At 67.0% G+C, this 25,368-nt stretch carries 21 protein-coding genes; 9 read left to right on the forward strand and 12 right to left on the reverse strand.

Annotated features, from left to right (window positions below):
* Positions 1-4: 4 nt before the first annotated feature.
* The 4 genes from holA (at position 5) to ACIPRI_RS08195 (ending at position 5,841) form a co-directional block, all read left to right on the forward strand.
* Positions 5-1,078 carry a DNA polymerase III subunit delta gene (holA, locus tag ACIPRI_RS08180; protein WP_446620923.1) on the forward strand — a complete coding sequence of 358 codons (1,074 nt, stop codon included), beginning with the start codon at positions 5-7 and terminating at the stop codon, positions 1,076-1,078.
* A gap of 46 nt (positions 1,079-1,124) precedes the next feature.
* Complete coding sequence (locus ACIPRI_RS08185) at positions 1,125-2,417, forward strand: glutamate-5-semialdehyde dehydrogenase (RefSeq protein WP_446620924.1); 1,293 nt, start codon at positions 1,125-1,127, stop codon at positions 2,415-2,417.
* Between the two features lie 103 nt (positions 2,418-2,520).
* On the forward strand, positions 2,521-3,810 hold the full coding sequence (gene gshA, locus ACIPRI_RS08190) for a glutamate--cysteine ligase (RefSeq protein ID WP_446620925.1): 1,290 nt from the start codon (positions 2,521-2,523) through the stop codon (positions 3,808-3,810).
* A gap of 159 nt (positions 3,811-3,969) precedes the next feature.
* Complete coding sequence (locus ACIPRI_RS08195) at positions 3,970-5,841, forward strand: potassium transporter Kup (RefSeq protein WP_446620926.1); 1,872 nt, start codon at positions 3,970-3,972, stop codon at positions 5,839-5,841.
* A 60-nt stretch (positions 5,842-5,901) separates the two neighbouring features.
* Here ACIPRI_RS08195 and ACIPRI_RS08200 read toward each other — a convergent pair whose 3' ends face one another.
* Positions 5,902-6,234 carry a cupin domain-containing protein gene (locus ACIPRI_RS08200; RefSeq protein ID WP_446620927.1) on the reverse strand — a complete coding sequence of 111 codons (333 nt, stop codon included), beginning with the start codon at positions 6,232-6,234 and terminating at the stop codon, positions 5,902-5,904.
* A gap of 233 nt (positions 6,235-6,467) precedes the next feature.
* On the opposite strand from ACIPRI_RS08200, the gene ACIPRI_RS08205 reads away from it, so the two are divergent.
* From ACIPRI_RS08205 to ACIPRI_RS08215, 3 genes are all read left to right on the forward strand, one after another.
* On the forward strand, positions 6,468-7,706 hold the full coding sequence (locus ACIPRI_RS08205; RefSeq protein WP_446620928.1) for a benzoate/H(+) symporter BenE family transporter: 1,239 nt from the start codon (positions 6,468-6,470) through the stop codon (positions 7,704-7,706).
* Positions 7,703-8,650 (forward strand): glutathione synthase, encoded by a 948-nt coding sequence (gshB, locus tag ACIPRI_RS08210; protein ID WP_446620929.1) that lies wholly within the window; start codon positions 7,703-7,705, stop codon positions 8,648-8,650. Before ACIPRI_RS08205 ends, gshB begins: the two co-directional genes overlap by 4 nt.
* 164 nt (positions 8,651-8,814) lie before the next feature.
* The gene (locus ACIPRI_RS08215; protein ID WP_446620930.1) at positions 8,815-10,974 is read left to right on the forward strand and encodes a TonB-dependent siderophore receptor; all 2,160 of its coding nucleotides are present in this window, start codon (positions 8,815-8,817) and stop codon (positions 10,972-10,974) included.
* 24 nt (positions 10,975-10,998) lie between these two features.
* On the opposite strand, the gene ACIPRI_RS08220 is transcribed toward ACIPRI_RS08215, so the two are convergent.
* From ACIPRI_RS08220 to ACIPRI_RS08255, 8 genes are all read right to left on the reverse strand, one after another.
* The gene (locus ACIPRI_RS08220) at positions 10,999-11,763 is read right to left on the reverse strand and encodes a class II glutamine amidotransferase (RefSeq protein WP_446620931.1); all 765 of its coding nucleotides are present in this window, start codon (positions 11,761-11,763) and stop codon (positions 10,999-11,001) included.
* Between the two features lie 130 nt (positions 11,764-11,893).
* The gene (locus ACIPRI_RS08225; RefSeq protein ID WP_446620932.1) at positions 11,894-13,381 is read right to left on the reverse strand and encodes an MFS transporter; all 1,488 of its coding nucleotides are present in this window, start codon (positions 13,379-13,381) and stop codon (positions 11,894-11,896) included.
* An 87-nt stretch (positions 13,382-13,468) separates the two neighbouring features.
* A complete protein-coding gene (locus ACIPRI_RS08230) occupies positions 13,469-14,731 on the reverse strand; it encodes a 6-phosphofructokinase (protein ID WP_446620933.1) in 1,263 nt (420 codons plus the stop codon).
* Entirely contained in the window at positions 14,728-14,970 is a 243-nt protein-coding gene (locus tag ACIPRI_RS08235) for a cysteine-rich CWC family protein (protein WP_446620934.1), read from the reverse strand. Before ACIPRI_RS08235 ends, ACIPRI_RS08230 begins: the two co-directional genes overlap by 4 nt.
* A 43-nt stretch (positions 14,971-15,013) precedes the next feature.
* Positions 15,014-16,183, reverse strand: coding sequence for an acyl-CoA dehydrogenase family protein (locus tag ACIPRI_RS08240; protein ID WP_446620935.1), 1,170 nt, complete (start codon positions 16,181-16,183; stop codon positions 15,014-15,016).
* 6 nt (positions 16,184-16,189) lie between these two features.
* The gene (locus ACIPRI_RS08245) at positions 16,190-16,981 is read right to left on the reverse strand and encodes an enoyl-CoA hydratase-related protein (RefSeq protein WP_446620936.1); all 792 of its coding nucleotides are present in this window, start codon (positions 16,979-16,981) and stop codon (positions 16,190-16,192) included.
* 1 nt (position 16,982) lies between these two features.
* On the reverse strand, positions 16,983-18,161 hold the full coding sequence (locus ACIPRI_RS08250) for an acetyl-CoA C-acetyltransferase (RefSeq protein WP_446620937.1): 1,179 nt from the start codon (positions 18,159-18,161) through the stop codon (positions 16,983-16,985).
* 55 nt (positions 18,162-18,216) lie between these two features.
* Complete coding sequence (locus ACIPRI_RS08255) at positions 18,217-18,543, reverse strand: DUF2917 domain-containing protein (protein WP_446620938.1); 327 nt, start codon at positions 18,541-18,543, stop codon at positions 18,217-18,219.
* 85 nt (positions 18,544-18,628) lie between these two features.
* Between ACIPRI_RS08255 and ACIPRI_RS08260 the strand changes: the two genes are divergently transcribed.
* Positions 18,629-19,561, forward strand: a complete 933-nt coding sequence (locus tag ACIPRI_RS08260; protein ID WP_446620939.1) for a LysR substrate-binding domain-containing protein — start codon at positions 18,629-18,631, stop codon at positions 19,559-19,561.
* Positions 19,562-19,610: 49 nt separating this feature from the next.
* Here ACIPRI_RS08260 and ACIPRI_RS08265 read toward each other — a convergent pair whose 3' ends face one another.
* On the reverse strand, positions 19,611-20,597 hold the full coding sequence (locus tag ACIPRI_RS08265; protein WP_446620940.1) for a Bug family tripartite tricarboxylate transporter substrate binding protein: 987 nt from the start codon (positions 20,595-20,597) through the stop codon (positions 19,611-19,613).
* 57 nt (positions 20,598-20,654) lie between these two features.
* Positions 20,655-21,977 (reverse strand): arylsulfatase, encoded by a 1,323-nt coding sequence (locus ACIPRI_RS08270; protein WP_446620941.1) that lies wholly within the window; start codon positions 21,975-21,977, stop codon positions 20,655-20,657.
* Positions 21,978-22,114: 137 nt separating this feature from the next.
* Between ACIPRI_RS08270 and ACIPRI_RS08275 the strand changes: the two genes are divergently transcribed.
* On the forward strand, positions 22,115-23,014 hold the full coding sequence (locus ACIPRI_RS08275; protein WP_446620942.1) for a LysR family transcriptional regulator: 900 nt from the start codon (positions 22,115-22,117) through the stop codon (positions 23,012-23,014).
* A gap of 73 nt (positions 23,015-23,087) precedes the next feature.
* On the opposite strand, the gene ACIPRI_RS08280 is transcribed toward ACIPRI_RS08275, so the two are convergent.
* Positions 23,088-25,277 (reverse strand): malate synthase G, encoded by a 2,190-nt coding sequence (locus ACIPRI_RS08280; RefSeq protein ID WP_446620943.1) that lies wholly within the window; start codon positions 25,275-25,277, stop codon positions 23,088-23,090.
* Positions 25,278-25,368: the final 91 nt, after the last annotated feature.

Raw genomic sequence — 25,368 nt, forward strand, 5'->3', positions numbered from 1 at the left:
AAGCGTGCAACTGGCGCCCGCCCAACTGTCGGCCCATTTGCAAAAGGGCCTGCGACCGCTCTACACCCTGCATGGCGACGAGCCGCTGCTGGTGCAGGAGGCCGGCGATGCCATCCGCGCGGCGGCGCGCGCCCAGGGCTACACCGAGCGCAGCGTGCACACCGTTGCCGGCGCGCATTTCGACTGGGGCGCGGTGCTGGCGGCAGGCGGCTCGATGAGTCTCTTCGCCGACAAGCAGATCGTGGAGATCCGCATTCCCTCGGGCAAGCCGGGCAAGGACGGCAGCGTCGCCCTGCAGCAGATCGCCGAAAGTGCGGCAGGCAACGAAGGCGTGCTCACCCTGGTGCTGCTGCCGCGCCTGGACAAGCAGACACGCAGCGGCGCCTGGTTCGGCGCCCTGGAAGCCAACGGCGTCACCCTGCAGCTCGAATCGGTCGAGCGTGGCGCCCTGCCGGAATGGATCGCCCAGCGCCTGGGCAGGCAGGGCCAGCGCGTGAAGGCCGGCGAGGAAGGCCAGCGCACCCTGCAGTTCTTCGCCGACCGGGTCGAGGGCAACCTCCTGGCGGCGCACCAGGAAATCCAGAAGCTCGCGCTCTTGCATCCGCAGGGCGAGCTGTCCTTCGAGCAGGTCGAGGGTGCGGTGAACAACGTGGCGCGCTACGACGTCTTCAAGCTGTCCGAAGCGGTGCTGGGCGGCAACCCGCAGCGGGTGGCGCGCATGCTGGACGGCCTGAAGGCCGAAGGCGAGGCCGAGGTGCTGGTGCACTACACCCTGGCGGAGGACATCCGCGCCCTGAAGCGGGTGCGCGACGCCATCGACGCCGGCCGGCCGCTGCCCATGGCGCTGCGCGAGAACCGGGTCTGGGGCCCCAAGGAACGCGCCTTCGAGCGCGTGCTGCCGAGGCTGGAAGGCCGCGTGCTCACGCGGCTGCTGGGCGATGCCCACAAGGTGGACGGCATCGTCAAAGGCCTGAAGCAGCCGGATTGGCCCTCGGATGGCTGGCAAGCCTTGCAGCGCCTGGCTTTCCGCCTTTGCCGCCTTTGCATGGCCGAGGGAAGCGCCCGCCGCGCTGGCTGAGACCCCGCGCCAGCTTGGTGCAGCCCGGCGGTGGGAAAATGCGCCCATGAACGCCTTCAACGTCGACGAACACATGCTCGCCCTGGGTGCGCAGGCCAAGACCGCGGCCGCCCTGATGGCACGCGCCGATGCCGCCACCAAGAACAAGGCCCTGAAGGCGCTGGCGCGCCGCCTGCGCGACGCCGGCCCGGCACTGCAGGAAGCCAATGCGCGCGATATCGAGCGTGCCACCGCCGCCGGCCTGTCGGCCCCCATGGTGGACCGCCTCAAGCTCACGCCGAAGGTGGTGGCGACCGTGGCCGAGGGCTGCGAGCAGCTGGCCGCCATGCCGGACGTGATCGGCGAGATCATCGGCATGCGCCAGCAGCCCAGCGGCATCCGCGTCGGCCAGATGCGCGTGCCGATCGGCGTGTTCGGCATGATCTTCGAGAGCCGCCCCAACGTGACCATCGAGGCGGCCAGCCTCGCGATCAAGAGCGGCAACGCCGCCATCCTGCGCGGCGGTTCGGAGGCCATCGAATCGAACAAGGCGCTGGCCCTCTTGGTGGGCGATTCGCTGGTGGAAGCCGGCCTGCCCTTCGAGGCCGTGCAGCTGGTGCAGACCACCGACCGCGAGGCGGTGGGACGCCTGATTGCCATGCCCCAGTACGTGGACGTGATCATTCCGCGCGGCGGCAAGGGCCTGATCGAGCGCATCAGCCGCGACGCCAAGGTGCCGGTCATCAAGCACCTGGACGGCAATTGCCATGTCTACGTGGACGATACGGCCGAGCTCGACATGGCGCTGACCATCGTCGACAACGCCAAGACCCAGAAGTACAGCCCCTGCAACGCGGCCGAAGGCCTGCTGGTGGCGCGTTCCGTCGCCGCCGCCTTCCTGCCCCGGATCGGCGCCATCTTTGCCGCCAAGGGCGTGGAGATGCGCTGCGACCCGGCAACTGCCGCCATCCTGCGGGCGCCGGATGCGCTGCCGGCCGGCGCCAAAGTGGTCGATGCGGTGGAATCCGACTGGTCGGAGGAATACCTGGCCGCCGTCATCAGCATCAAGGTGGTCGAGGGGCTGGATGCGGCCATCGCGCACATCAACCACTATTCGAGCCACCACACCGACGCCATCGTCACGCGCGACCATGTGAATGCCCAGCGCTTCCTGCGCGAGGTGGATTCGGCCAGCGTGATGGTGAATGCCAGCACCCGCTTCGCCGACGGCTTCGAGTTTGGCCTGGGCGCCGAGATCGGCATCAGCACCGACAAGTTTCACGCCCGCGGCCCGGTGGGCATCGAAGGCCTGACCTCCCTGAAATACGTCGTGCTCGGCCAGGGCGAGATCAGGACCTAACTGCCTTTTGCGGCTGGGGCCTCTTGTCATGGGGGCGGGCGGCCCCAAATCTACAATTGCGTTCTTAGCTCAAGCAAAAGAACACGCATAACAAGGCTGCTGCATGGTTCCCCATCTCGTCACCGCCCTGACCGGCCCGATCAATGAACTCGAGCAGCGCGTGCTCGACTCGATGCCAGCCATCGAGCGCTGGTTCCGGCTGGAATGGATGGAGCACACCCCGCCCTTCTACAGCTCGGTGGATATCCGCAACGCGGGCTTCAAGCTGGCGCCGGTCGATACCAACCTGTATCCCGGGGGCTGGAACAACCTGACCGACGAGATGCTGCCGCTGGCAGTACAGGCGGCCCAGGCCGCCATCGAGAAGATCTGCCCGGAGGCGCGCAACCTGCTGGTGGTGCCCGAAAACCACTCCAGCAACACTTTCTACCTGGCCAACGTGGCGCAATTGGTGCGCATCTTCCAGATGGCCGGGCTCAACGTGCGCGTCGGCTCCATCGATCCGGCCATCAAGTCGCCCAAGAAGATCGAGCTGCCGCACGGCGAAAGCGTGTGCCTGGAGCCGGTGGTGCGCGGCCGGCGCCGCCTGGGGCTGAAGAACTTCGACCCCTGCACCATCCTGCTGAACAACGATCTGTCGGCCGGCGTGCCCGGCATCCTGGAAGACCTGCACGAGCAGTACCTGCTGCCGCCGCTGCATGCCGGCTGGTCGGTGCGGCGCAAGAGCAAGCATTTCCGCAGCTATGAAGAAGTGTCCAAGCGCTTCGGCAAGTTGCTGGGCATCGACCCCTGGCTGATCAACCCCATGTCCAGCCACGCCGAAGGGCTGGACCTGTCTACCGGCAGCGGGCTGGACCTGCTCGCCAGCCACTGCGACCAGCTGCTCACCAAGGTGCGCCGCAAGTACAAGGAATACGGCATCAACGAAAAACCCTTCGTCATCGTCAAGCCCGACAACGGCACCAATGGCGTGGGGGTGATGACGGTGCGCGACGTGAAAGACCTGGAGGCCGTGGTCAAGAAGTGCCGCAGCAACGGCAAGGGCGGCACGGCGCTGGGCAGCGAGATCATCGTGCAGGAAGGCGTGCTGACGCGCGAGCGCGTGCACGACGGCGTGGCCGAGCCGGTGGTCTACATGATGGATCGCTACGTGGTGGGCGGCTTCTACCGGGTGCATGCCGAGCGCAGCATCGACGAGAACCTGGATTCGCCGGGCGCCAGCTTCGTGCCCCTGGCTTTCTCCGAGAGTGCGCACTTACCGCAGCCCGGCGCGAAGCCCGGCGCCAGCGCACCCAACCGCTTCTACATGTACGGCGTGATCGGCCGGCTCGCCATGGTGGCCGCCAGCTACGAGCTGGAAGCCACCGACCCGGACGCCGAGGTCTACGAATAAGTCTGCAGCCAGGGAGCCGCTTTGCATGGCGGCCCTGTCGGCGGGCCGGCACAATAGCCCTCCCACAACAAACGTAATGCCGACGGGGTACAGGGCGGGCGCGCGGCGCACTGCGCACTGCTCGGGCGTGAACGGCGCCACCCCTTGCTGTCACACAACGTGTCTTCCCACAAATCCACTGCCTCCGCAGCGCTGATCCTGGCTGCCATCGGCGTCGTCTATGGCGACATCGGCACCAGCGTGCTGTACGCGATGAAGGAGGTGTTCAGCCACGACCGAGTCGCCTTCAACCACGAGAATGTGTTCGGCATCCTGTCGATGTTCTTCTGGACGTTGACGATCATCGTTTCGGTCAAGTACGTGGTGCTGGTGCTGCGCGCCGACAACGCGGGCGAGGGCGGCCTGGTCGCCATGCTGGCGCTGGCCTCGCAGGCCGTGGTGGACCGGCCCCGGCTGCGCCGCGTGCTGCTGCTGGTGGGCATCTTCGGCACGTCCCTCTTCTATGGCGACGGCGTCATCACGCCAGCCATTTCGGTGCTGTCGGCGGTCGAGGGCCTGGAGGTGGTCTCGCCGCATTTCAAGGAATACGTGATCCCGATCACCCTGGTGGTGCTGTTCGGGCTGTTCGCCGTGCAAAAGCACGGCACGGCCGGCATCGGGCGCTTTTTCGGGCCGATCACCCTGATCTGGTTCTTTGCCATCTCGGCATTGGGCATCGCGCAGATCCAAACCCACCCGGAGATCCTGAAGGCGCTCAGTCCGCACTACGCGCTGTACTTCATCTGGAACAACCCGGGCACCAGCTTCCTGATCCTGGGCGCCACCGTGCTGTGCGTGACCGGTGCCGAGGCGCTCTATGCCGACCTGGGCCACTTCGGCAAGGGGCCGATCCGCATCGCCTGGTTCTCGGTGGTGATGCCGGCGCTCACGCTCAACTATTTCGGCCAGGGCGCGCTGCTGCTGCGCGACCCCGCCGCGGTGAAGAACCCCTTCTACATGATGGCCCCCGAATGGGCGGTGGTTCCGCTGGTGGTGCTGGCCACCATGGCCACGGTGATCGCCTCGCAGGCCCTGATCACCGGCGCCTTCAGCGTGACGCGCCAGGTGATCCAATTGGGCTACCTGCCGCGGCTGAACATCGAGCACACCAGCGTGCGCACGGCCGGCCAGATCTACATCCCCTTCGTCAACTGGGGCCTGTTCGTGGCCATCGTGCTGGCGGTCGTGATGTTCCGCAGCTCCAGCAACCTGGCGGCGGCCTACGGCATCGCGGTCACCACCGACATGCTGATCACCACGGTGCTGACCTTCTTCGTGATCCGCTTCGCCTGGAAGCTGCCGCTGGCCCTGTGCATCGGCGCCACCGCGGTCTTCTTCGTGGTGGACTTCGCCTTCTTCGCGTCCAACCTGCTCAAGCTGTTCGAAGGCGGCTGGTTCCCGCTCCTGATCGGCGGCGCCGTCTTCATGCTGATGATCACCTGGAAGGAAGGCCGGCGCCTGATGGGCCAGGTACAGCGCCAGGATGCGATCGACCTGCGCGCCTTTCTCGATTCGGTGTTCGTCAATCCGCCGGCGCGGGTGGAAGGCACGGCCGTCTTTCTCACGGCCGAGCCGGGCGTCGTGCCCAACGCCTTGCTGCACAACCTCAAGCACAACAAGGTGCTGCACGAGCAGAACCTGTTCGTCACCGTGCGCAACCACGAGGTACCCTGGATCCCCATGGACAAGCGCATCGAGATGGAGCCGCTGGGCCACCACTGCTGGCAGATCATCGTGCACTACGGCTTCAAGAACGACATCGACCTGCCCATCTCGCTGGACGGCGCGCGCCTGCGCGGCTGCCAGTTGGAGCCGATGAGCACCAGCTACTTCTTGTCGCGCGACGTCGTCATTCCCACGCTGGGCAGTGGCATGGCGCCCTGGCGCGAGAAGCTGTTTGCGCAGATGCACCACAACGCGAGTGGGGCGGCGGACTTTCTCAGCTTGCCGAACAACGCCGTGGTCGAACTGGGCAGCAAGATCGAGATTTAGCGGCGCGGGGACGCTCGCTGCGGAGGCGCCGATGCGGCGCCGTCCCCGGCCGTGAGGGCCTCAGGCCAGTTCGGCGTACTTCGCGAGGTCTTTTCTGGCGGGCGTCCAGGTCGAGACAAAGGCACCGGTCGGCGTCAGGCAGGCCAGGTTGTGCTCGACGTCGGGCGACACATACACCGCGTCACCCGCCTCGACCAGAAACTTCCTGTCGCCGTCGGTGGCCTCGAACCGGCCCTCGACGATCACGTTGGTTTCTTCGTTCGAGTGATGGTGGGTGCTGGGGAAGCCTTTGCCGGTGAACCAGAACTTGGCGGTCATCATTTGCTCGGTGTACGAAATCACCTGCATCGTGATGTCGTCGTTGAGCTTGTATTTCTTGAACTTGCTTTCCATCGTGGTTGCTCCCTTGCTGAAGAAGATGCGCGCCTGGTGCGTCTGGGGCAACTTGCTCCCCGTGCTCTTTCGCGCAATCGAGCAACGATTGTGGTTTTGTTTGTGGCCGTGGCTGCAGCGTGAACAGGCGAACAGAAGGATCGCGCGGCCTTCGAAGAACGTTCCCTTGCTGGAGCGCGCCTGGAAAAGCCGGTCTCCCACGGACAATTCGCGCGCCCGGCACAATCGCCGCCATGCGGACTTTCTTCAAGGACCTGAGCCTGTCGGCCTTCGTCGCGGGCTTTGTCGCGGTGCTGGTGGGCTTCACCAGTTCGGTGGCCATCGTGTTCCAGGCGGCGCAGGCCTTCGGCGCCACGCCGGCCATGATTGCCTCGTGGATGTGGGCATTGGGCATCGGCATGGGGCTGGCCTCCATCCTGCCCTCGCTCTTGTGGAAGAAGCCGGTGATGATTGCCTGGAGCACGCCCGGCGCCGCTGTTCTGGCGGTTGCCGGCGCCGGCTACAGCATGAACGAGGCGGTGGGCGCCTTCATCGTCTGCGCCGCGCTCATCACCGTGGCTGGCGCCACCGGCTGGTTCGAGCGCGTGATGAACAAGATTCCCATGGAGATCGCTTCGGCCTTGCTGGCCGGCGTGTTGGCGCGTTTCGGCTTGCAGGCCTTTCTGGCAGCGCAGACGGCGCTGCCGCTGGTGCTGCTGATGCTCGCCAGCTACCTGGTGGCGCGCCGGCTCGTGCCGCGCTACGCGGTGCCGCTGACCTTGGCGGTGGCCATCGCCTTTGTCGCCGCGCGTGGCGAGATGGCCTGGTCGGCCGTGCAGTTCGAGCTGGCCACGCCCGTCTTCACCCTGCCCGAGTTCAGCTGGCAGGCGTCGGTGAGCCTGGCCCTGCCGCTCTTCGTCGTGACCATGGCCTCGCAGAACCTGCCGGGCGTGGCCGCCATCCGCGCCGCCGGCTACCAGATGCCCATTTCCAAGCTGATCAGCTTCAGCGGTGTGATGACATTGCTGTTGGCGCCTTTTGGTGCCTTTGCACTCAACCTCTCGGCCATCACCGCGGCGATCTGCATGGGCCGCGAGGCGCACGAAGACCCGGCGCGCCGCTACACGGCGGCCGTGTCCTGCGGCGCCATCTACGTGTTGATCGGCTTCTTCGGCGCGGCCGTGACGGGCCTGCTCACCGCTTTCCCGAAGGAGCTGGTGGCGGCCATTGCCGGCCTGGCCTTGCTCGGCACCATCGGCAGCGGCCTGGCGCTGGCGGTGCGTGACGAATCGCATCGCGAGGCCGCGCTCATCACCTTCCTCGTCACCTTGTCAGGCATCACGCTGGTTGGTGTCGGCTCGGCTTTCTGGGGTGTGGTGGCCGGTGCCGCCGCGCTGCTGATCCAGAGCCTGGGCCGCCGCCGTCACCAACTCAACACCAACAACACCAACGACAACACCGCAACCGTTGCAAGCAAGACCACCACGCCATGAACTTCCTCTTCGTTGCCGATCCGCTCGAGCTCTTCAAGATCTACAAGGACACCACTTTCTCGATGATGCGCGAGGCGCAGCGGCGCGGCCATCGCATTGCCGCCTGCGTGCCGCAGGATCTGAACTGGCAGCGTGGCCGCCCGGTGACGGCCGTGGTGCGCGAAATCGTGCTCGGCGCCGACAAGAACGCGTGGTTCCGCACGGAGGCCACGCACGAGGTGGCGCTGCATGAATACGACGCCGTGTTGATGCGCAAGGACCCGCCCTTCGACGCGGAGTACATCTACGCCACGCACCTCCTGGAGCAGGCCGAGCGCGAGGGGGCGACAGTGGTGAACAAGCCGCGCGCGCTGCGCGACCATCCGGAAAAGCTGGCGATCATGGAGTTCGCCGAGCACACCACGCCGACCTTGGTGACGCGCAGCGCGGATGCCGTCAGAGCCTTTCATGCCGAGCACCAGGACATCATCCTGAAGCCCCTGGACGGCATGGGCGGCATGGGCATCTTCCGGGTCAAGGCCGACGGCCTCAACCTGGGATCGATCACCGAGACGCTCAACAAGAATGGTGCGCAAACCATCATGGTGCAACGCTTCGTGCCCGACATCGTCAAGGGCGACAAGCGCGTGCTGGTCATCGGCGGCAAGCCGGTGCCCTACAGCCTGGCGCGTATTCCCCAGGGCACCGAGGTGCGCGGCAACCTGGCGGCCGGCGGCCTGGGCGTGGCCCAGCCGCTGACCAAGGAGGACCTGGCGATCGCCGAAGCCATCGGCCCGGTGCTGGCCGCGCGCGGCCTGCTGTTGATCGGGCTGGACGTGATCGGTGGCTCGCTCACCGAGATCAACGTCACCAGCCCGACCTGCTTCCAGGAGATCACGGATCAGACCGGCTTTGACGTGCCGGCGATGTTCATCGATGCGCTGGAGGCATCGATCAAGGCCTGATCCGCAGTCCATGTGTGGGCCGGCTGCAACGGCAAAGGCCCCGGTCTTTCTTCTTTCTGCATGCTTCAGCCGGCATCGGCGTGCTCTTGCCGCATCGCTCCACCTAGAATTGTTTATTGCGAGTAATTCGCATTGCTATTCACAATTCGGGAGGAGTTTTTCGCATGGCCAAAGCATTTCAGGACGCTCTTGCGCCCGTGCCGTTTTCGAGCCTGAGCCTCGTGGTGCTGGCGCTGTTGGCGAGTGCCGGTGCCGCCGCCCAGACCGCACCGGCCGCGGCCGGCAGCCTGCCGCAGATCACCGTCACCGGACAGGTCGAGAGCGAGACTGCCACCAGCCCGGTCTACGGCATGGTCGCCAAGCGCACCTCCACCGGCGTCAAGACCGATACCGACCTGTTGGAAACGCCACAGTCGGTTTCCGTGGTGACGCGCGAGCAGATCGAACTGCAGGGTGCCAAGGGCATCGACGAAGCGGTGCGCTACACCTCCGGCACCGTCGGCGGCCAGTTCGGTCAGGACCCGCGCAGCGACTGGGTGCTGGTGCGCGGCTTCAAGCCGGCGCTGTACATGGACGGCATGCCGCTGCCCGACGGCGTGTGGACCGGCGCCACCCGCGTCGATCCTTATGCGATGGAGCGCATCGAGATCCTGAAGGGACCGACCTCCGTCATGTACGGCGCACTGCCGCCCAGCGGCTTCATCAACTCCGTGAGCAAGCGGCCGCAGGCCGAGGCCTATCGCGAGATCGGCGTCGAATTCGGCTCGTACAACCACAAGCAGGCCACCATCGACCTCACGGGCCCGCTCAGCGACGACGGTAAGCTGCTCTACCGCCTGGTCGGCCTGGCAAGCAACAGCGACAACGAGGTGGACTACATCACCGACAAGCGCTACATGCTGGCGCCATCGCTGACCTGGCGGCCTTCCACCGACACGACGCTCACGGTCCTGGGCCTGTTCCAGAAGGGGGAAGTCAGCGGCGTCCCGGGCTTTCTGCCGGAAGTCGGTACGCGCCTGCCCAACCCCAATGGCCGCATTTCCCGCAGCCTCAACGCGGGCGAACCCGGCTACGACCGCTACGAAAAGGATTTCCAGTCGCTGGGCTACCTGTTCGCGCACCGCGTCAACGACCGCCTGACCTTGCGCCAGAACCTGCGCTTCAACGAAGCCGATGTCGACCATCCCTCGGTTGGCGCCTTCGGCTTCGTGCCGGGCTCGCAGCGCACCCTCAGCCGCTACGTCTTCACGCCGCGCGAGAACTCCAAGGTGTTCTCGGTCGACAACCAGGCCGAATTCAAGTTCGCCACCGGCGCCGTCGATCACACGCTCTTGACTGGCCTGGACTACAAGCGCTCGCGCAACGACTACGCCTCGGGCTTCGGTTTCGGGGCGGGCACCCTCGATGCCTTCGCCCCCGTCTACGGCAGCCCCGTCGTGACTCCGCCGGACAGCACCCATACCCTGCAAACGCAGCGCCAACTGGGCGTGTATCTGCAGGACCAGATGCGCTGGGACCGCTGGGTGGGCACGCTGTCGGTGCGGCACGATGCCGTCGACAGCGACAACGACGACCTGCTGGCCGGGACCGCGAACCCGCAGAAGGACCGCAAGTGGTCGGGGCGCGCCGGCCTGAACTACGTCATGCCTTCGGGCCTGGCGCCCTACATCGCCTACTCGAACTCCTTCCAGCCGGTGCTCGGCCGCGACTTCGCGGGCAACTTCTTCGAGCCGACCACCGGCAAGCAATTCGAGGCGGGCCTGAAATACCGTCCCGTGGGCGGCAACGCGCTGTTCACCGCCGCCGTGTTCGACCTGAAGCAGCAGAACGTCTCCGTGGTCGATCCCGATCACGCATTCTTCGCGGTCCAGCAGGGCGAGATCAGTTCCAAGGGCCTGGAACTGGAAGCCAAGTTCAACGCCGCGCGCGGCCTGGACATCATCGCCAGCTACACCTACACCGACGCGAAGGTCACGCGCACCACCGATCCGGCCACGCTGGGCAAGCAGGTGCCCTTGCAGCCGGAGCACCAGGCCAGCCTGTGGGCCGACTACCGCTTCCCGGGCGACGTGCTGCCGGGCTTCGGCCTCGGGGGTGGTGTGCGCTATGTCGGCGCCAGCTACGGCGACGGTGCCAACATGTTCCGCAACCCGTCGTACACGCTGCTGGACTTGCAAGCCCATTACGACGTGAACAACTGGCGCTTCCTGTTGACGGTGAGCAATCTCGCCAACAAGGACTACGTCTCCACCTGCCAGAGCAGCGCCTGGTGCTTCTACGGCTACGGCCGGCAAGCCAACCTGTCGGCGCGCTACATGTTCTGATGTGAGGCAGGCAGCGGTGGTGCGTCAGGCCCGCCGCTGTCCATCCACGAAGACGCCGAGCTCGCCTGCGCCAAAGGGCGTCCAGATCTCGTTGGTCGTCAGCGGCGCAGTCACCACCACCGCGACCCGGTCGTCGGGCGTGGTGTGCTGCGAGAAGTCGACGCTGAGGTCTTCGTCGGCCAGCTTGGCCAGCGCGAAAGGATGTTGGCGCTCCACGTACCAGAGCTGCGTCGAGGCATGCGACCACAAGGCCTGGCCGTTCGACAGCATGAAGTTGAAGGTGCCGTGCCGGGCGATGCGCGGTGCCAGTTCCGCCAGGGTCAGCGTCAGCTCCTCGATGCTGGGCACGCCGGCATGCGACTTGGCCAGCTCCTGCATGATCCAGCAGAAGGCGTGCTCGCTGTCGGTGTTGCCCACCGGGTGGAAGTTGCCATGCAGGCGCGGCCTGAAATCCTTCAGGTCGCCGTTGTGGGCAAACACCCAGTAGCGGCCCCACAGCTCGCGCACGAAGGGGTGGCAGTTCTGCAGGTTCACCGCGCCCTGCGTCGCCTTGCGGATGTGGGCGATGACGTTGCGGCTGCGGATCGGGTAGCGCCGGATCAGCTCGGCCACCGGCGACTCGCAGGCGGGCTGGTGGTCGACAAAGTGGCGCAGCCCGCGGTCTTCGAAGAAGGCGATGCCCCAGCCGTCGGCATGGTGGTCGGTGCGCCCGCCGCGCTGGGCAAAGCCCGTGAAGCTGAAGGTCACGTCGGTCGGCGTGTTGCAGTTCATTCCCAGCAGTTGGCACATGCTGTGATTATCCAGCCCACCCCCGAATCTCCGCGCACTTCGTGTCGCTCCGGATCCCCCCTCAAGGGGACAACACCAGCGGCCTGGCAAAGCCAGTTCCGCGGTGTTTCTGGCTTTGGCCGCGTCGGTATCAGGGGTTGCGTGCTGGAGCGGGCGGCCCTTCGCGCAGCTGCCAGGCGGCGAGGATCGCCACCGCGCACAGCGCGGCCAGCAGCGCGAACACCTCGTCGAAGGCCGCCAGCCGTGCCGGGCTGGTCGCCGCGTTGGCAAGCGAATCGCCATGCGCGGCCAGCCGCCACTCCAGCACGATCGCGCACAAGCTCACCCCGGCCGCCCCGCCCAGCATGCGCACGAAGCTGATGGCGCTGGCGCCTTGCGCGATCAGCGCCTTGGCCAGCGGCCGCATCGAGCCCAGGTTGAGCGATGGCAGGATGAAGCCCAAGCCCACCCGCCCGATGATGGCGAACAGCACCAGGAGCCAGATCGTGCTGTCCAGGCGCAGCACCATCATCAGCGCAAAGGAAATCGCCAGCAGCGCCAGCCCGGTGCTCACCAGCATCCAGGTGGGCTGGCGGTCGGCCAGCCGACCGACCCAGGCGATGGTGACGGCCAGCACGATGCCGGCCGGCAGCAGGGCGGTGCCGACGTGCGAGGCCGACAGATGCAGCCCGACCTGCATGTACACCGGCAGCAGGTAGGTGGAACCGAACAGCGCCGTGCCGTAGATGAAGGCCACGATGCTGCCCATGGCGAACTGCCGGTAGCCGAACAGCCCCAGATTCATCAGCGGTGCTCCGCCGTCGGCTGCCAGGCGCTTCTGCCAGGCGATGAAGGCGATCAGCGAGGCCAGGGCACCGGCCAGCAGCAGCGCGCATTGCCAGGGTGTGCCGCTGCGCAGCTCGACCAGGCCGTTGAGCAGGCACAGGGTGCCGACGGTGGCCAGCGAGAGCCCGCCCCAGTCCAGCCGCTCGCCGCGCTCGGCCGTGACGCCGCCCGGCGCCGTGGTCGGCACGAACTTGTAGGCCAGCCACAGCGACACCAGGCAGAAGGGAACCACCATGAAGAAGATGGAGCGCCAGCCGAACAGGTCGACCAGCACCCCGCCGATGCTGGGCCCCACGGCCGGCGCCAGCACCACGCCCATGCCGAACAGTCCGCTGGCGCGGCCCTGCTCGTGTGGCTCGAAGGCGCGCAGGATGATGATGGCCGGAATGGGCTGCACCACGCCGGCCGCCAGGCCCTCGGCCACCCGCGCCAGCAGCACCAGCCAGTACTGGCCTGCCAGGCCGCCGGCGATGCCGCCCGCCATCAGGATGAGCATGGTGCCGACGTAGGTGCGTCGATAGCCGAAGCGCCCCAGCAGCCAGGGCGTGGTGAGCATCGAGACCGTCATCGACACCATGAAGCCCGAGCTCACCCACTGCGCGCGCTCCTGGCCCAGGGTGAAGTGGTGGCTCATGTCCGGGATCGCCACGTTGACGATGGTCGAGGACATGATCGACGCCATGGTGCCCACCATCACCGACAGCAACAGGAGCCAGCGGTAGCGCTCGCCGTAGCGTTCGCGCAGGGAAGGCATGGCCGGCGCCGCGGCGGGTGTTTCTTCTTTGGATTTCATCGAGCAGGCAGGCGGCCAGGGCGGCCGCTTCGCCGCAAGGATATCGGCCTTTGCGCCGACAAGGCTGTCCTCTTGGCAGCCGCGCGCTCAGGCGATCTCGAAGGGGGCCAGCTTCTTTTCCACTGCGCCCAGCCGGAGCGTGGCGTACACCGGCATGCCATTGCGGTAGGCCGGGTAGTCCTCGCCCTCGATCAGCGGCAGCAGGTAGCGCCGGCAGGCGTCGGTGATGCCGTAGCCGTCGGGCGAGATGAATTCGCGCGGCATCATCTTCTCGGTGTTGGCCACCTCCTCCAGCGGCGCGGTGCCGATGCGGTAGGCGTAGGGCTCGTCGGCGGTGCGCTCGATGCAGGGCATCACCGCGTTCTGGCCTTCCAACGCCAGCTCGACCGCACGCTGGCCCAGCTCGTAGGCCTGCCGCACGTCGGTGGCCGAGGCGATGTGGCGGGCCGAGCGTTGCAGGTAGTCGGCCACCGCCCAGTGGAACTTGTAGTCCAGGGCCTGCTTCACCATCTGCGCCACCACCGGCGCGGCGCCGCCCAGCTGTGCGTGTCCAAACGCGTCCTTCGTGCCTTGCTCGGCCAGGAAGGTGCCGTCCGGGTGGTGGCAGCCTTCGGACACCACCACCGTGCAATAGCCGTGGTGCTTCACCAGCGCATCGACGCGGGCCAAAAAGCCGGGTCCGTCGAACTCGATCTCCGGGAACAGCACCACCACCGGAATGCCGTGGTCCGCCGCCAGCGCGCCAGCGGCGGCGATCCAGCCGGCATGCCGGCCCATCACCTCCAGCACGAAGACCTTGGTGGAGCTGGCGGCCATGGAGCGCACGTCAAACGATGCTTCCAGCGTCGACACCGCCACGTACTTGGCCACCGAGCCGAAGCCGGGGCAGCAATCGGTCAGCGGCAGGTCGTTGTCGATGGTCTTGGGCACGTGGATGGCCTGCAGCGGGTAGCTCATCGATTGCGACAGCTGGCTCATCTTGAAGCAGGTGTCGGCCGAGTCGCCGCCCCCGTTGTAGAAGAAGTAGCCGATGCCGTGCGCCTTGAACACCTCGATCAGCCGCTCGTACTCGCGCCGGTTCTTCTCCAGCGACTTGAGCTTGTAGCGGCACGAGCCGAAGGCGCCAGCCGGGGTGGTGCGCAGTGCCGCGATGGCCTCGTCGGATTCCAAGCTGGTGTCGATCAGGTCCTCGGCCAGCGCGCCCAGGATGCCATTGCGCCCGGCGTAGACCTTGCCGATGCGGTCCGGATGCTTGCGTGCGGTCTGGATCACGCCGCAGGCCGAAGCGTTGATGACCGAGGTCACGCCGCCGGACTGGGCGTAGAAGGCGTTGGTGAACAGGGTGGTCATGGGCTTTGCTCCTCGATGGCCAAGCGCGCGCCGGCCAGGCAGCGTGCGCAGATACACGCCTGTCCGGGCGCGTCGGCGGGAATGCTGTTCAGCAGGGAAGAGGGAAAACCGCCAGCGCTCATGCACCAGCAAGGCGGCTGCGCCACGCCCGTCTCGCGTTCGACCTCGGCGGCGCAGCGGTTGTCGCCGCCGCACAGCGGGCAACGGGTGGCGTCGATCACAAGGGGCGCTGCGCTCATGGCGGGATTGTCCCGCAGCAGCGCGCCCGATGCAGCTATTTCATCATCCGCGCGGCGCGGAAAGTCCCATCGCCCGCGTGATCACTTCCTTCATGATCTCGTTGGTGCCGCCATAGATGCGCTGCACCCGTGCATCGGCGTAAGCGCGTGTCACGGGGTATTCCCACATGTAGCCGTAGCCGCCGAAGAGCTGCACGCATTCGTCCATCACCTTGCACTGCAGGTCGCTGGTCCAGTACTTGGCCATGCTGGCGGTGGCGGTGTCGAGCTTCTCGGCCATCAGGAGCTCGATGCACTTGTCGACGAAGACCTGCGCCACCTGCACTTCGGTCTGCAATTCGGCCAGCGTGAAGCGTGTGTTCTGGAAGGCCGCCACCGGCTGGCCGAAGACCTGGCGCTCCTTCACGTAGGCCACGGTCTGGTCGATCGCCGCCTGCGAGGCGGCTACCGCGCCGATGGCGATCTGCAGCCGTTCCCAGGGCAACTGCTCCATCAGGCAGATGAAGCCGCGGCCTTCCTGCGCCGGGCCGCCCAGCAGCGCGTCGGCGGGCAGGCGCACGTCGTTGAAGAAGAGTTCGGACGTGTCTTGCGCCTTCAGGCCCAGCTTCTTGAGCCGCTTGCCCTTCTCGAAGCCCGGCATGCCGCGCTCGACCAGGAACAGGCTGGTGCCCTTGGCGCCGGCGGCCGGGTCGGTCTTGGCCACCACGATCACCAGGTCGGCGAGCCAGCCGTTGGTGATGAAGGTCTTGCTGCCGTTCAGCACATAGCTGCCGTCGGCCTGCTTCACCGCGCTGGTGCGCACCGCCTGCAGGTCGCTGCCGGCCGAGGGCTCGCTCATGGCGATGGCGCCGATCATCTCGCCGCTGGCCATCTTCGGGAGGTAGTTGCGTTTCTGTTCGTCGGTACCGTAGCGCAGGATGTAGGGCGCCACGATCTCGCTGTGCAGCCCCCAGCCGATGCCGGTCTGGCCGGCAGCCCACAGCTCTTCGAACTGGATCACCGAATACAGAAGGTCGGCGCCGGCACCGCCGTATTCCTCCGGCAGGCTCATGCACAGAAAGCCGTTGGCGCCGGCCTTGTTCCAGACTTCGCGGTCCACATAGCCGCGCTCTTCCCAAGCCTCGTGAAAGGGCGCGATCTCCTTGGCCATGAAGCGGCGCAGGCTGTCGCGAAAAGCCAGGTGCTCGGGGGAAAAAAGGGTGCGTTCGATCATGTGGATTCAACGGCCGGGAAAGACGGGCGGGCGCTTTTGCAGGAAGGCGGCCACGCCTTCGGCAAAGGCGGGTTGGTCGATCAGTTCGCGCTGGCGTTCGCTCTCGTAGTGCAGCTGATCGGCCAGCGAATGCGCGGCCGAAGCTTCGAAGGCGCGGCGCGCCTCGGCCACCGCGTGGGCCGGAAGCCGCGCCAGCCGCTGGGCGATCTTCGCCGCCTCGAGCAGCAGCAGGTCGTCGTCGACGCAGGCCCAGATCAGGCCCCATTGCACGGCCTTCTCGGCCTCCAGCCGCTCGTCGAGCAGCGCCATGCCCATGGCGCGCGCCGGCCCCACCAGCCGTGGAACGGCCCAGGTGCAGCCCAGGTCCGGCACGATGCCAAGCTTGGGCAAAAAGGGCAGGTAGAAGTAGGCGCTCTTTGCCGCGATGACGATGTCGCAGGCCAGCGCGATGCCCACGCCCGCGCCGGCTGCCGCGCCATTGACGGCGCACAGCACCGGCACCGGCATGGCGCGCAGGTCCTCGATCAGCGGATGGCTGAGCTTTTGCATCCACTCGGCCGTGGCATCGCCCAGCGACTGGCCGCCGGTGTCGCGCATCGTGCCCAGGTCGGCGCCCACGCAGAAGGCCTTGCCGGCGCCGGTGAGGATCAGCGCGCGCACGCTGCGGTCCTCGCGCACGCGGGCAAGCTGCGCGCGCAACTCCTGCTGCAATTCGGCCGCAATCGGGTTGAGCTTGTGCGGCAGGTTCAAGGTCAGGGTGGCGATGCCATCCTGCACTTCATGCAGAACGGTCGACATCTCAGAGCCGCTCGATGATGGTGACGTTGGCCATGCCGCCGCCTTCGCACATGGTCTGCAGGCCATAGCGCTTGCCGCGCTTGTGCAGGGCGTTCACCAGCGTGGTCATCAGCTTGGTGCCCGAGGCGCCCAGCGGATGGCCCAGCGCGATGGCGCCGCCGTTGACGTTGAGGCGCGCCGGATCGGCGTCCAGGCGCTGCAGCCAGGCCAGCGGCACCGGGGCGAAGGCTTCGTTGACTTCGTACAGGTCGATGTCCTGCATCTTCATGCCGGCCTTCTGCAAGGCGCGGACCGTGGCGGGAATGGGCGCCTCCAGCATGATCACCGGGTCGTGGCCGAGCATGCTCATGTGGTGGATGCGCGCCAGCGGCTTCACGCCCAGCGCCTTCAGGCCGCGCTCGTTGACCACCAGCACGCCGCTGGCACCGTCGCAGATCTGGCTGGCGCTGGCGGCTGTGCAGCGCCCGCCCTCGCGAATCAGCTTCACGCCCTGGATGCCTTCCAGCGTGGCGTCGAAGCGGATGCCTTCGTCCACCGTGTGCAGCGCGCCGCTGCCTTCGGCCTCGGCAGTGCGGATCTCGATGGGGATGATCTCGTCGTCGAAGGCGCCAGCGCGCGCCGCGGCCATGGCCCGCTGGTGGCTTTCGAAGGCATAGCGGTCCAGCGCGTCCTTCTCGATGCCGTACTTGGCCGCCATCATCTCGGCGCCCATGAACTGGCTGAACTCCACGCCGGGGTAGCGCGCCTGCATGGCCGGGCTCATGTAGAAGCCCAGGCCCGCCTTCTGCGGCAGCGCGTTGGGGGTGAACATGGGCACGCGGCTCATGCTTTCCACGCCACCGGCGATCACTGCGTCCATGCTGCCGGACATCACGGCCTGCGCCGCGAAATGCAGCGCCTGCTGCGACGAGCCGCATTGGCGGTCGACCGAGGTGCCGGGCACCGACTCGGGCAGTTTCGAAGCCAGTACCGCATTGCGCGCCACGTTGGTGGCCTGCTCGCCCACCTGGCTCACGCAGCCGAGGATCACGTCCTCCACCGCGGCCGGGTCGATGCCGCTGCGATCCACCAGCGCATCGATGACCTGTGCCGCCAGGTCGACCGGATGCCACCCGGCCAACTTGCCGCCGCGCCGTCCACCGGCGGTGCGCGCGGTGGCGACGATGTATGCCTCTGCCATGGTCGACTCCTTCTTTGCGGAAGGCGTCGATGGTTCGGCGCGAGGCGCTATCGGGTCAAGCCGGGGACAACCCGTGCGGCCCGAGTCGCGCAGGCGACGCTGCAGCAGCATGGCGCTGTGGCGGCATCGGCATGGCGGCCGGCAGCGCATGCGACACCGCGATGCGCGAGGCCTCGAAGGCCGACACCAGCACCCGGCGGTGGATGTCGCCGACAAAGCGCTCGCCGGGCTCCAGCACCAGGTCGCGCGGGTCGTCGTCCAGCGTCAGCCAGACGCAGCCGCTCTGGCATTCGATGCCGACGCCGGCAATGTCGGCCACCGTGAAGATGGCGTGCCGGGGCAGCTCGAGCCTGAAAGAAGAAGGGGTCGGGTTGGTGCTCATGGGGAAAAGCTCCTTCGCATTCATCATGAGAATGAATATAGTGAGAGCTGCCAGGGAGGTCACACGGTGATTTGGAACTCATTGCATGCGTCAACAGAATGCGAAAGCACCACAACATGACCTGCCGCCGCTGGAGTTGCTGCGCAGCTTCGAGGCGGCCGCGCGTGCCCTGAGCTTTACCAAGGCGGCGCAAGAACTGCACCTGACCCAATCCGCCGTCAGCCGGCAGATCCAGCAACTGGAAGAAAGCGTGGGTGTGCTGCTGTTCGAGCGCCGCCACCGCGCGATCGTCCTGACCGAGGCCGGCCGCATCCTTCAGCGCGCCGCGGTGGAGTGCCTGGAGCGCCTGCGCGACGCCACCGCGCGCCTGCGCGCCGTGCCAGCGCCGCGCCAGGTGGCCATGACCTGCACGCCCGGTTTCGCCTCGCTGTGGCTCATTCCGCGCCTGGCGCATTTCACCGCCAGCCATCCGCAGGTCGACGTGCGCGTGTCGGCCGCGCTGGAGGTGTTCGAGGACCTGGACCGCGCCCGGCTCGACCTGGCCGTGCGCTTCGTGCCGACCAGCCGCGGCACCGGCGCGGCCCTGTTCGAGGAAACCGTGATGCCGCTGTGCGCGCCGCAGATCGCATCACAGCTGCGCGAGCCGGCCGACCTGGCGCAGCAGACGCTGCTCACCATCGACGGCCCGACCGACATGGACGCGGCGCCCACCTTCGACTGGGACCCTTGGCTGGAGATCATGAATCTGCAGGGCCTGCGCATGAAGAGCACGGTGCGTTTCACCCACTACACCGACGCGGTGGCGGCGGCCATCGCCGGCCAGGGCGTGGTGATCGGCCGCATGCCGCTGCTGGCGCAAGTGCTGCGCGAAGGCCGGCTGGTGGCGCCCTTCGGCGCCGGCGCCTCGTCGCAGCGCGGCTACTTCATCGAGCCCGCCCGCCGCGCCGCGGGCAATGCGGATGCGCAGGACTTCATGCGCTGGCTGCGGGCGGAGGCGGAACTGGCGCGGCGGGTCTGAGCCTGTGCCATCACGCTGAGCGCGCTTCTGACTGGCTTGCGGCGTGGAATCAGTTCAGGGCGAGCTTGGCTTTGCGCGCCAGCTCTTTCCACTTGCGCGTGTCGTTCGCCACGAATTCCTGTGTTTCCTTCGGGCTGCCTTTGCCGGCCACCGAGCCGCTCGCCGTCAACGCCGCTCTCATGTCGCTGGAAGCCATGATCCCGTTGATCCATTGGTTCAGAAGCGCCACGCGATCGGTTGGCGTGCCGGCCGGCGCGCCGACCACGTACCACTGCGCGGCCTCGTAGTTCTTCAGGCCGGCCTCCTGCATGGTCGGCACATCTGGCAGGCTTTCGATTCGGTAGCTGGTCGTCACCGCGTAGGCCTTGAGCTTGCCGGACCGGATGTGCGGCAGCACGGGTGTCACGCCCAGCATGCCCAGCGGAACCTGCCCGCCCACCACATCGGCCACGGCCTGGCCGCCTCCCTTGTAGGGCACATGCGTCATTGCCGTGCCCGAAGTCACGTTGAACAGTTCGCCCGCGAGGTGTTGCGAACTTCCATTGCCCGAGCTGGCGTAGCTCCAGCCTGCGGGATCGTTGCGCATTTCCTTGACCAGGTCGGCCACCGTGGCCGGCGCGGTCGACACTGGAGCGACCAGCACCATGGGGCCTTGCGCCAGCGACGCCACGGCCGTCAGCTCGTTGCCGAGTTCGGGGACCCGCTGGTTGAACAGGATCGGCCCGGGAATCGAGATCAGCGTATAGCCGTCCGGCGCCGCCTTGACCACCGCCTGCAAGGCGATCGCGCCCGATGCGCCGGGGCGGTTTTCCACCACCACCGGCTGGCCGGTCTTCTCGCCCAGCTTGCGCGCGGCCAGCCGCGTGATCACGTCCAGGCTGCCGCCAGGCGAGAAGCCGACGAACCAGTTGATGGGTTTCGCGCTGGGCCAGGGCTTCTCTTCATCGGCCGCATGGGCACCGATCACCGCCAGCGCGGACAGCGAGACAGCAGCACGGACGATGGTGCGGCGCGCAAGGGACGTATTGAATGGCATGGTGATGATCCGGTAGGCGAGGCAAGAACGAGGGAGGCGCAAGCGATCTGCAGTTCTTCAGTCTGGTGCGCCCGCGGGCGTATTGGGATGCGCCGCGCAGCTCTGGTTGAACGCCTGAACCATGCGCATCACCGGCCCGAGAACCCAGGTGTTGAAGATCAGCACGTCCGTCTCTTCCTTGGGGTCGCGCGTGATGTTGAAGAGATACGGCGTCTCGAGCTTGCCCTTTCCCTCGTTGACCTGCGGCTCCCAATAGAAGTGAAGCTTCCAATCGCGCCACTTGACGGCGCGAAGGTCGCCCTTGATGTAGAACAGGAAGCCTTCGCGCGCGGACTTCTCCTGGCCGTCGAACAGAAAGCCGGATTGATCGACGCCGTCGATGGGGCGGTCCGTCGGAATGCGGCCGCCCGCGACTGCCGCGAGCGTGGTGAAGAGGTCCGTCACATGGACCATCTCGTTGCTGACCCGGCCGGGCTGGATCCTGCCGGGCCAGCGTGCGATGAACGGCACGCGCAGCGAGCCTTCCATCGCGGTGTGATAGGTGCCGCTCCATGGGCCCGCCGTTCCCCGGTAGGGCACCCGGAACTCGGGGCCGTTGTCGCTGCAGAAGACGAACAGCGTGTCGTCGGCGATCCCGAGCCGGTCGAGCTCGTCGATCACCTGCCCGACGCGATGGTCCATCTCCGCCATCGAGTCGGCGAAATCGCCCGCCTGCGTGCGTCCTTCGAAGTCGCGGTGCGGCAAGGTCGGGAAGTGCAGGTGCACCATCGGCAGATACAGGAAGAACGGCTTCCTCTTCGCGTGGTTCGACTGGATGAACGCCAGCGAGCGCTCGACCAGTTCCTCGTCGATGAGCCGCCGGCTTTCGAGGTCGTAGACCTTGACGTTGCGCGACGGCTCGCCGGCACGGCCCTGCATGATGTGGGGGATGTCGGCGACGCCGGGATCGAACCCGATCGTCGAGGTGAACTGGCTCTCGTCCGTGGTGCGGGGAATGCCGTACCACTCGTCGAATCCGCGGTCCGAGGGGAAGCGGCCTTCGATATCCCCGAGGTGCCATTTGCCGAAGTGCGCCGTGGCATAGCCCGCCTCGGACAGCACCTGGGCCAAGGTGACTTCCCGGCGCGTCAGCCCCTGCGGAAGCCCTGGCGGCACTGACTGGAGGCATCCGGTGCGCATCGGATGCCGTCCCGACATCAACGCGGAGCGGGTCGGAACGCAGTCGCTTTCGACATTGAAGTTCTGCAGCAGCAGGCCTTGGCCGGCGAGCGCGTCGATGCGGGGCGTCGGCGCACCGCGCAGCTTGCCGCCGCCGTAGCAGCCGAGTTCGCCCCAACCGAGGTTGTCGGCGACGATCAGCACGATGTTGGGTTGCTTCACGAGGGCATGCAAATGTTGGACATGCCAAAACTCTAGCCACAAGGCCGCCGAATGCCATTACGGCGCTTCTTGAAATAGATTCCGGATTGGAATGAGGACGAGCTTGCGCGCTGCCGGCGCGCCGACATGGAGCCCACATGGGATTTGCCTACACCGACCTTTTGTGTTTTCAGGCGGTGGTCGCGCATGGCCACGTCGGCCGGGCCGCGACCGCGCTGCAACTGGGCCAGCCCGCGGTCTCCAAGATCATCCGACGCGTCGAGGACGCCGTGGGCACGCCGCTGTTCCAGCGTGGCGCGCACGGCGTGGTCCTCACCGGCAGCGGCCAGCTGTTCCTCGAGTCGGCCCGCCAACTGGTGCAGCAGCATGAAGAGACCCTGCGCGTCGCGCGCGACATCCAGGCGCAGCATGCAGGCTTGCTGCGCCTGGGCATGACGCTCGCGACATCCGAAAGCCGCGCGGCCAGGGCGGTGTCCGAACTGATCCGGAACCGGCCCGGCCTGCGGGTGCTGCTCGAAATCGGCAAATCCGACGACCTGGAGCGAGCGCTGTTGCAGGGCCGGCTGGATCTGGCGGTAGTGCCTTCGTATCCCGGCCAGGTCACGACGTGCGCGCAGATCGTGATCGGCGGAGATGAACTGCTGGTGGCCGCAAGGCCTCGCCATCCACTGTTCGCCCAGGCCGGGCGGCAGGGCGCCGGCTTGCGGCTGCAGGATCTGCAGCCCTATGGCTGGGCACTGCCGAGCCGCGACAGCGCCGCGCGCAAGATGGTCGAACAGGCCTTCGCCGACCGCGGGCTCGGCGCGCCCATGGTCGTGCTGGAGATCGAGCACAACACCGATGCTGCCATGGACATCGTCGGCGGCGCCGACCTGTTGTGCTTCGTGCCCAGCTACCTGCTGCAGCGCCGTTCGGAGCAGCTTCAGGCGCTGCCGCTGGCCGATCTGCGCACGCGGCGCCATTGGATGCTCATCAGCCGTCCCGATGCGACCTGGTCTCCGCTGATGACGGCGTTGCGGGATCTGGTGGCCGGGTAGGCCGTGACGGCCTGCGCGAACAAGCGGTGCCCGAAGGCGCCGGGCATCACGCGCGATGCCCGGTCGTCGTCAATCAGGCTTCGCCCTTCACCTTCAGTCGCCACGCATGCAGCAGCGGCTCGGTATAGCCGCTCGGCTGCTCGATGCCCTTGAACACCAGGTCCTGCGCTGCCTGATAAGCCGCAGAGGTCTTGAAGTTGCCGGCCATGTTCTGGTAGAGCGGATCGCCGGCGTTCTGCTGGTCCACCACCGCGGCCATGCGCTCGAAGGTGGCGTTGACCTGATCCTTCGTCACCACGCCGTGCAGCAGCCAGTTGGCGATGTGCTGGCTGGAGATGCGCAAGGTGGCGCGGTCTTCCATCAGGCCGACGTTGTGGATGTCGGGCACCTTGGAGCAGCCCACGCCCTGGTCGATCCAGCGCACCACGTAGCCCAGGATGCCCTGCACGTTGTTGTCCAGCTCCTGCTGCTTCTCGGCGTCGGTCCACTTGGCTTCAGGGGCGATCGGCACCTGCAGCAGGCCGGCCAGCAGATTGTCCCGCTCGGCGTCGGCGTCGATCGTCTCCAGCTCCCTCTGCACCTCGGCCACGTTGACCTGGTGGTAGTGCAGCGCATGCAGCGTGGCGGCGGTGGGCGAGGGCACCCAGGCGGTGTTGGCGCCGGCCTTGGGGTGGGCGATCTTCTGCTCCAGCATGGCGGCCATCAGGTCCGGCATGGCCCACATGCCCTTGCCGATCTGGGCACGGCCGCGCAGGCCGCAGGAGAGGCCGACCAGCACGTTGTTCTTTTCGTACGCCTGGATCCAGGGCGTGGTCTTCATGTCGCCCTTGCGCAGCATGGCGCCGCCCTGCATGGCGCTGTGCATCTCGTCGCCGGTGCGGTCCAGGAAGCCGGTGTTGATGAAGGCCACGCGCGCGCCGGCGGCGGCGATGCAGGCCTTCAGGTTCACGCTGGTGCGGCGCTCCTCGTCCATGATGCCCAGCTTCACGGTGTCGGGCGCCAGGCCCAGCAGCTGCTCGACCTTGGCGAACAGGGCGGCGGCGAAGGCCACTTCCTTCGGGCCGTGCATCTTGGGCTTGACGATGTAGACGCTGCCGCTGCGCGAGTTGCGGATGCCGTTGGCGCCCTGGCCCTTCAGGTCGTAGGTGGCGATGGTCGTGGTGATGACCGCGTCCATGATGCCCTCGGGAATTTCCTTGGCGCCGCCCCACAGGATGGCCGGGTTGGTCATCAGGTGGCCGACGTTGCGCACGAACATGAGCGAGCGGCCATGCAGCGTCACCAGCTTGCCGTCGGCGCCGGTGTAGACGCGGTCCTGGTTCAGGCGGCGCGTGAAGGTCTTGCCGCCCTTGGCCACTTCCTCGGTCAGGGTGCCCAGCTGGATGCCGAGCCAGTTGTCGTACGCCACGACCTTGTCGGCCGCGTCCACCACCGCCACCGAATCTTCCAGGTCCAGGATGGTCGAGAGGGCCGATTCCAGCACCAGGTCGCTGATGCCGGCGGCGTCGCCCTTGCCGATGGGCGTCGTGCGGTCGATCTGGATGTCCAGGTGGATGCCGTTGTGCTTGATCAGCACCGACGAAGGCGCGGCAGCATCGCCCTGGTAGCCGACGAATTGCGACGGGTCGGCCAGGCCGGTGCTGCTGCTATGCAGGGCGACGACGAGCTTGCCGTCCTTCACGCTGTAGCCGGTGGCTTCCTTGTGCGAGCCATTGGCCAGCGGGGCGGCCTGGTCCAGCACCTGGCGCGCATAGGTGATCACCTTGGCGCCGCGCACCGGGTTGTAGCCCTTGCCCTTCTCGGCGCCGCCGGTTTCGGGGATGGCGTCGGTGCCGTAGAGCGCGTCGTACAGCGAACCCCAGCGCGCGTTGGCGGCGTTCAGGGCGTAGCGGGCGTTGAGGATCGGCACCACCAGCTGCGGGCCGGCCTGGATCGCCAGTTCGGCATCGACATTCGCGGTGCTCGCCTTGACCGACTTGGGCTGCGGCTCGAGGTAGCCGATGCGCTCCAGGAAGGCGCGGTAGGCCGGCATGTCCTTGATCGGGCCGGGATTGGCCTTGTGCCAGGCATCGAGCTCGGCCTGCAGGCGGTCGCGCTCGGCCAGCAGGGCGGCGTTCTTGGGCGCGAATTCATCGACGATGGCCGAGAAGCCTTTCCAGAAGGCATCGCTGGCCAGGCCGGTGCCGGGCAGCACCTTGTCTTCGATGAAGCGATAGAGCTCGGTGGCCACCTGGAGGCCGTGGGCGGAGGTGCGTTGCGTCATGTGGGTGCTCCCGGGAAGTGCAATGTGTGTCTGGCGCCAGGCGCAAGGCCGGCGCGGTTCCCGGTACTTTATTTGATACCGGGCAAGATAT

It is taken from the genome of Variovorax sp. LARHSF232 (assembly GCF_052871435.1).

Bases quoted from the DNA above. Each gene is read 5' to 3' on its own strand.
- ACIPRI_RS08185 (WP_446620924.1), top strand. From the start codon at position 1,125: ATGAACGCCTTCAACGTCGACGAACACATGCTCGCCCTGGGTGCGCAG.
- gshA (WP_446620925.1), top strand. From the start codon at position 2,521: ATGGTTCCCCATCTCGTCACCGCCCTGACCGGCCCGATCAATGAACTC.
- ACIPRI_RS08200 (WP_446620927.1), bottom strand. From the start codon at position 6,234: ATGGAAAGCAAGTTCAAGAAATACAAGCTCAACGACGACATCACGATG.
- ACIPRI_RS08205 (WP_446620928.1), top strand. From the start codon at position 6,468: ATGCGGACTTTCTTCAAGGACCTGAGCCTGTCGGCCTTCGTCGCGGGC.
- gshB (WP_446620929.1), top strand. From the start codon at position 7,703: ATGAACTTCCTCTTCGTTGCCGATCCGCTCGAGCTCTTCAAGATCTAC.
- ACIPRI_RS08215 (WP_446620930.1), top strand. From the start codon at position 8,815: ATGGCCAAAGCATTTCAGGACGCTCTTGCGCCCGTGCCGTTTTCGAGC.
- ACIPRI_RS08220 (WP_446620931.1), bottom strand. From the start codon at position 11,763: ATGTGCCAACTGCTGGGAATGAACTGCAACACGCCGACCGACGTGACC.
- ACIPRI_RS08225 (WP_446620932.1), bottom strand. From the start codon at position 13,381: ATGAAATCCAAAGAAGAAACACCCGCCGCGGCGCCGGCCATGCCTTCC.
- ACIPRI_RS08230 (WP_446620933.1), bottom strand. From the start codon at position 14,731: ATGACCACCCTGTTCACCAACGCCTTCTACGCCCAGTCCGGCGGCGTG.
- ACIPRI_RS08235 (WP_446620934.1), bottom strand. From the start codon at position 14,970: ATGAGCGCAGCGCCCCTTGTGATCGACGCCACCCGTTGCCCGCTGTGC.
- ACIPRI_RS08240 (WP_446620935.1), bottom strand. From the start codon at position 16,183: ATGATCGAACGCACCCTTTTTTCCCCCGAGCACCTGGCTTTTCGCGAC.
- ACIPRI_RS08245 (WP_446620936.1), bottom strand. From the start codon at position 16,981: ATGTCGACCGTTCTGCATGAAGTGCAGGATGGCATCGCCACCCTGACC.
- ACIPRI_RS08250 (WP_446620937.1), bottom strand. From the start codon at position 18,161: ATGGCAGAGGCATACATCGTCGCCACCGCGCGCACCGCCGGTGGACGG.
- ACIPRI_RS08255 (WP_446620938.1), bottom strand. From the start codon at position 18,543: ATGAGCACCAACCCGACCCCTTCTTCTTTCAGGCTCGAGCTGCCCCGG.
- ACIPRI_RS08260 (WP_446620939.1), top strand. From the start codon at position 18,629: ATGCGTCAACAGAATGCGAAAGCACCACAACATGACCTGCCGCCGCTG.
- ACIPRI_RS08265 (WP_446620940.1), bottom strand. From the start codon at position 20,597: ATGCCATTCAATACGTCCCTTGCGCGCCGCACCATCGTCCGTGCTGCT.
- ACIPRI_RS08275 (WP_446620942.1), top strand. From the start codon at position 22,115: ATGGGATTTGCCTACACCGACCTTTTGTGTTTTCAGGCGGTGGTCGCG.
- ACIPRI_RS08280 (WP_446620943.1), bottom strand. From the start codon at position 25,277: ATGACGCAACGCACCTCCGCCCACGGCCTCCAGGTGGCCACCGAGCTC.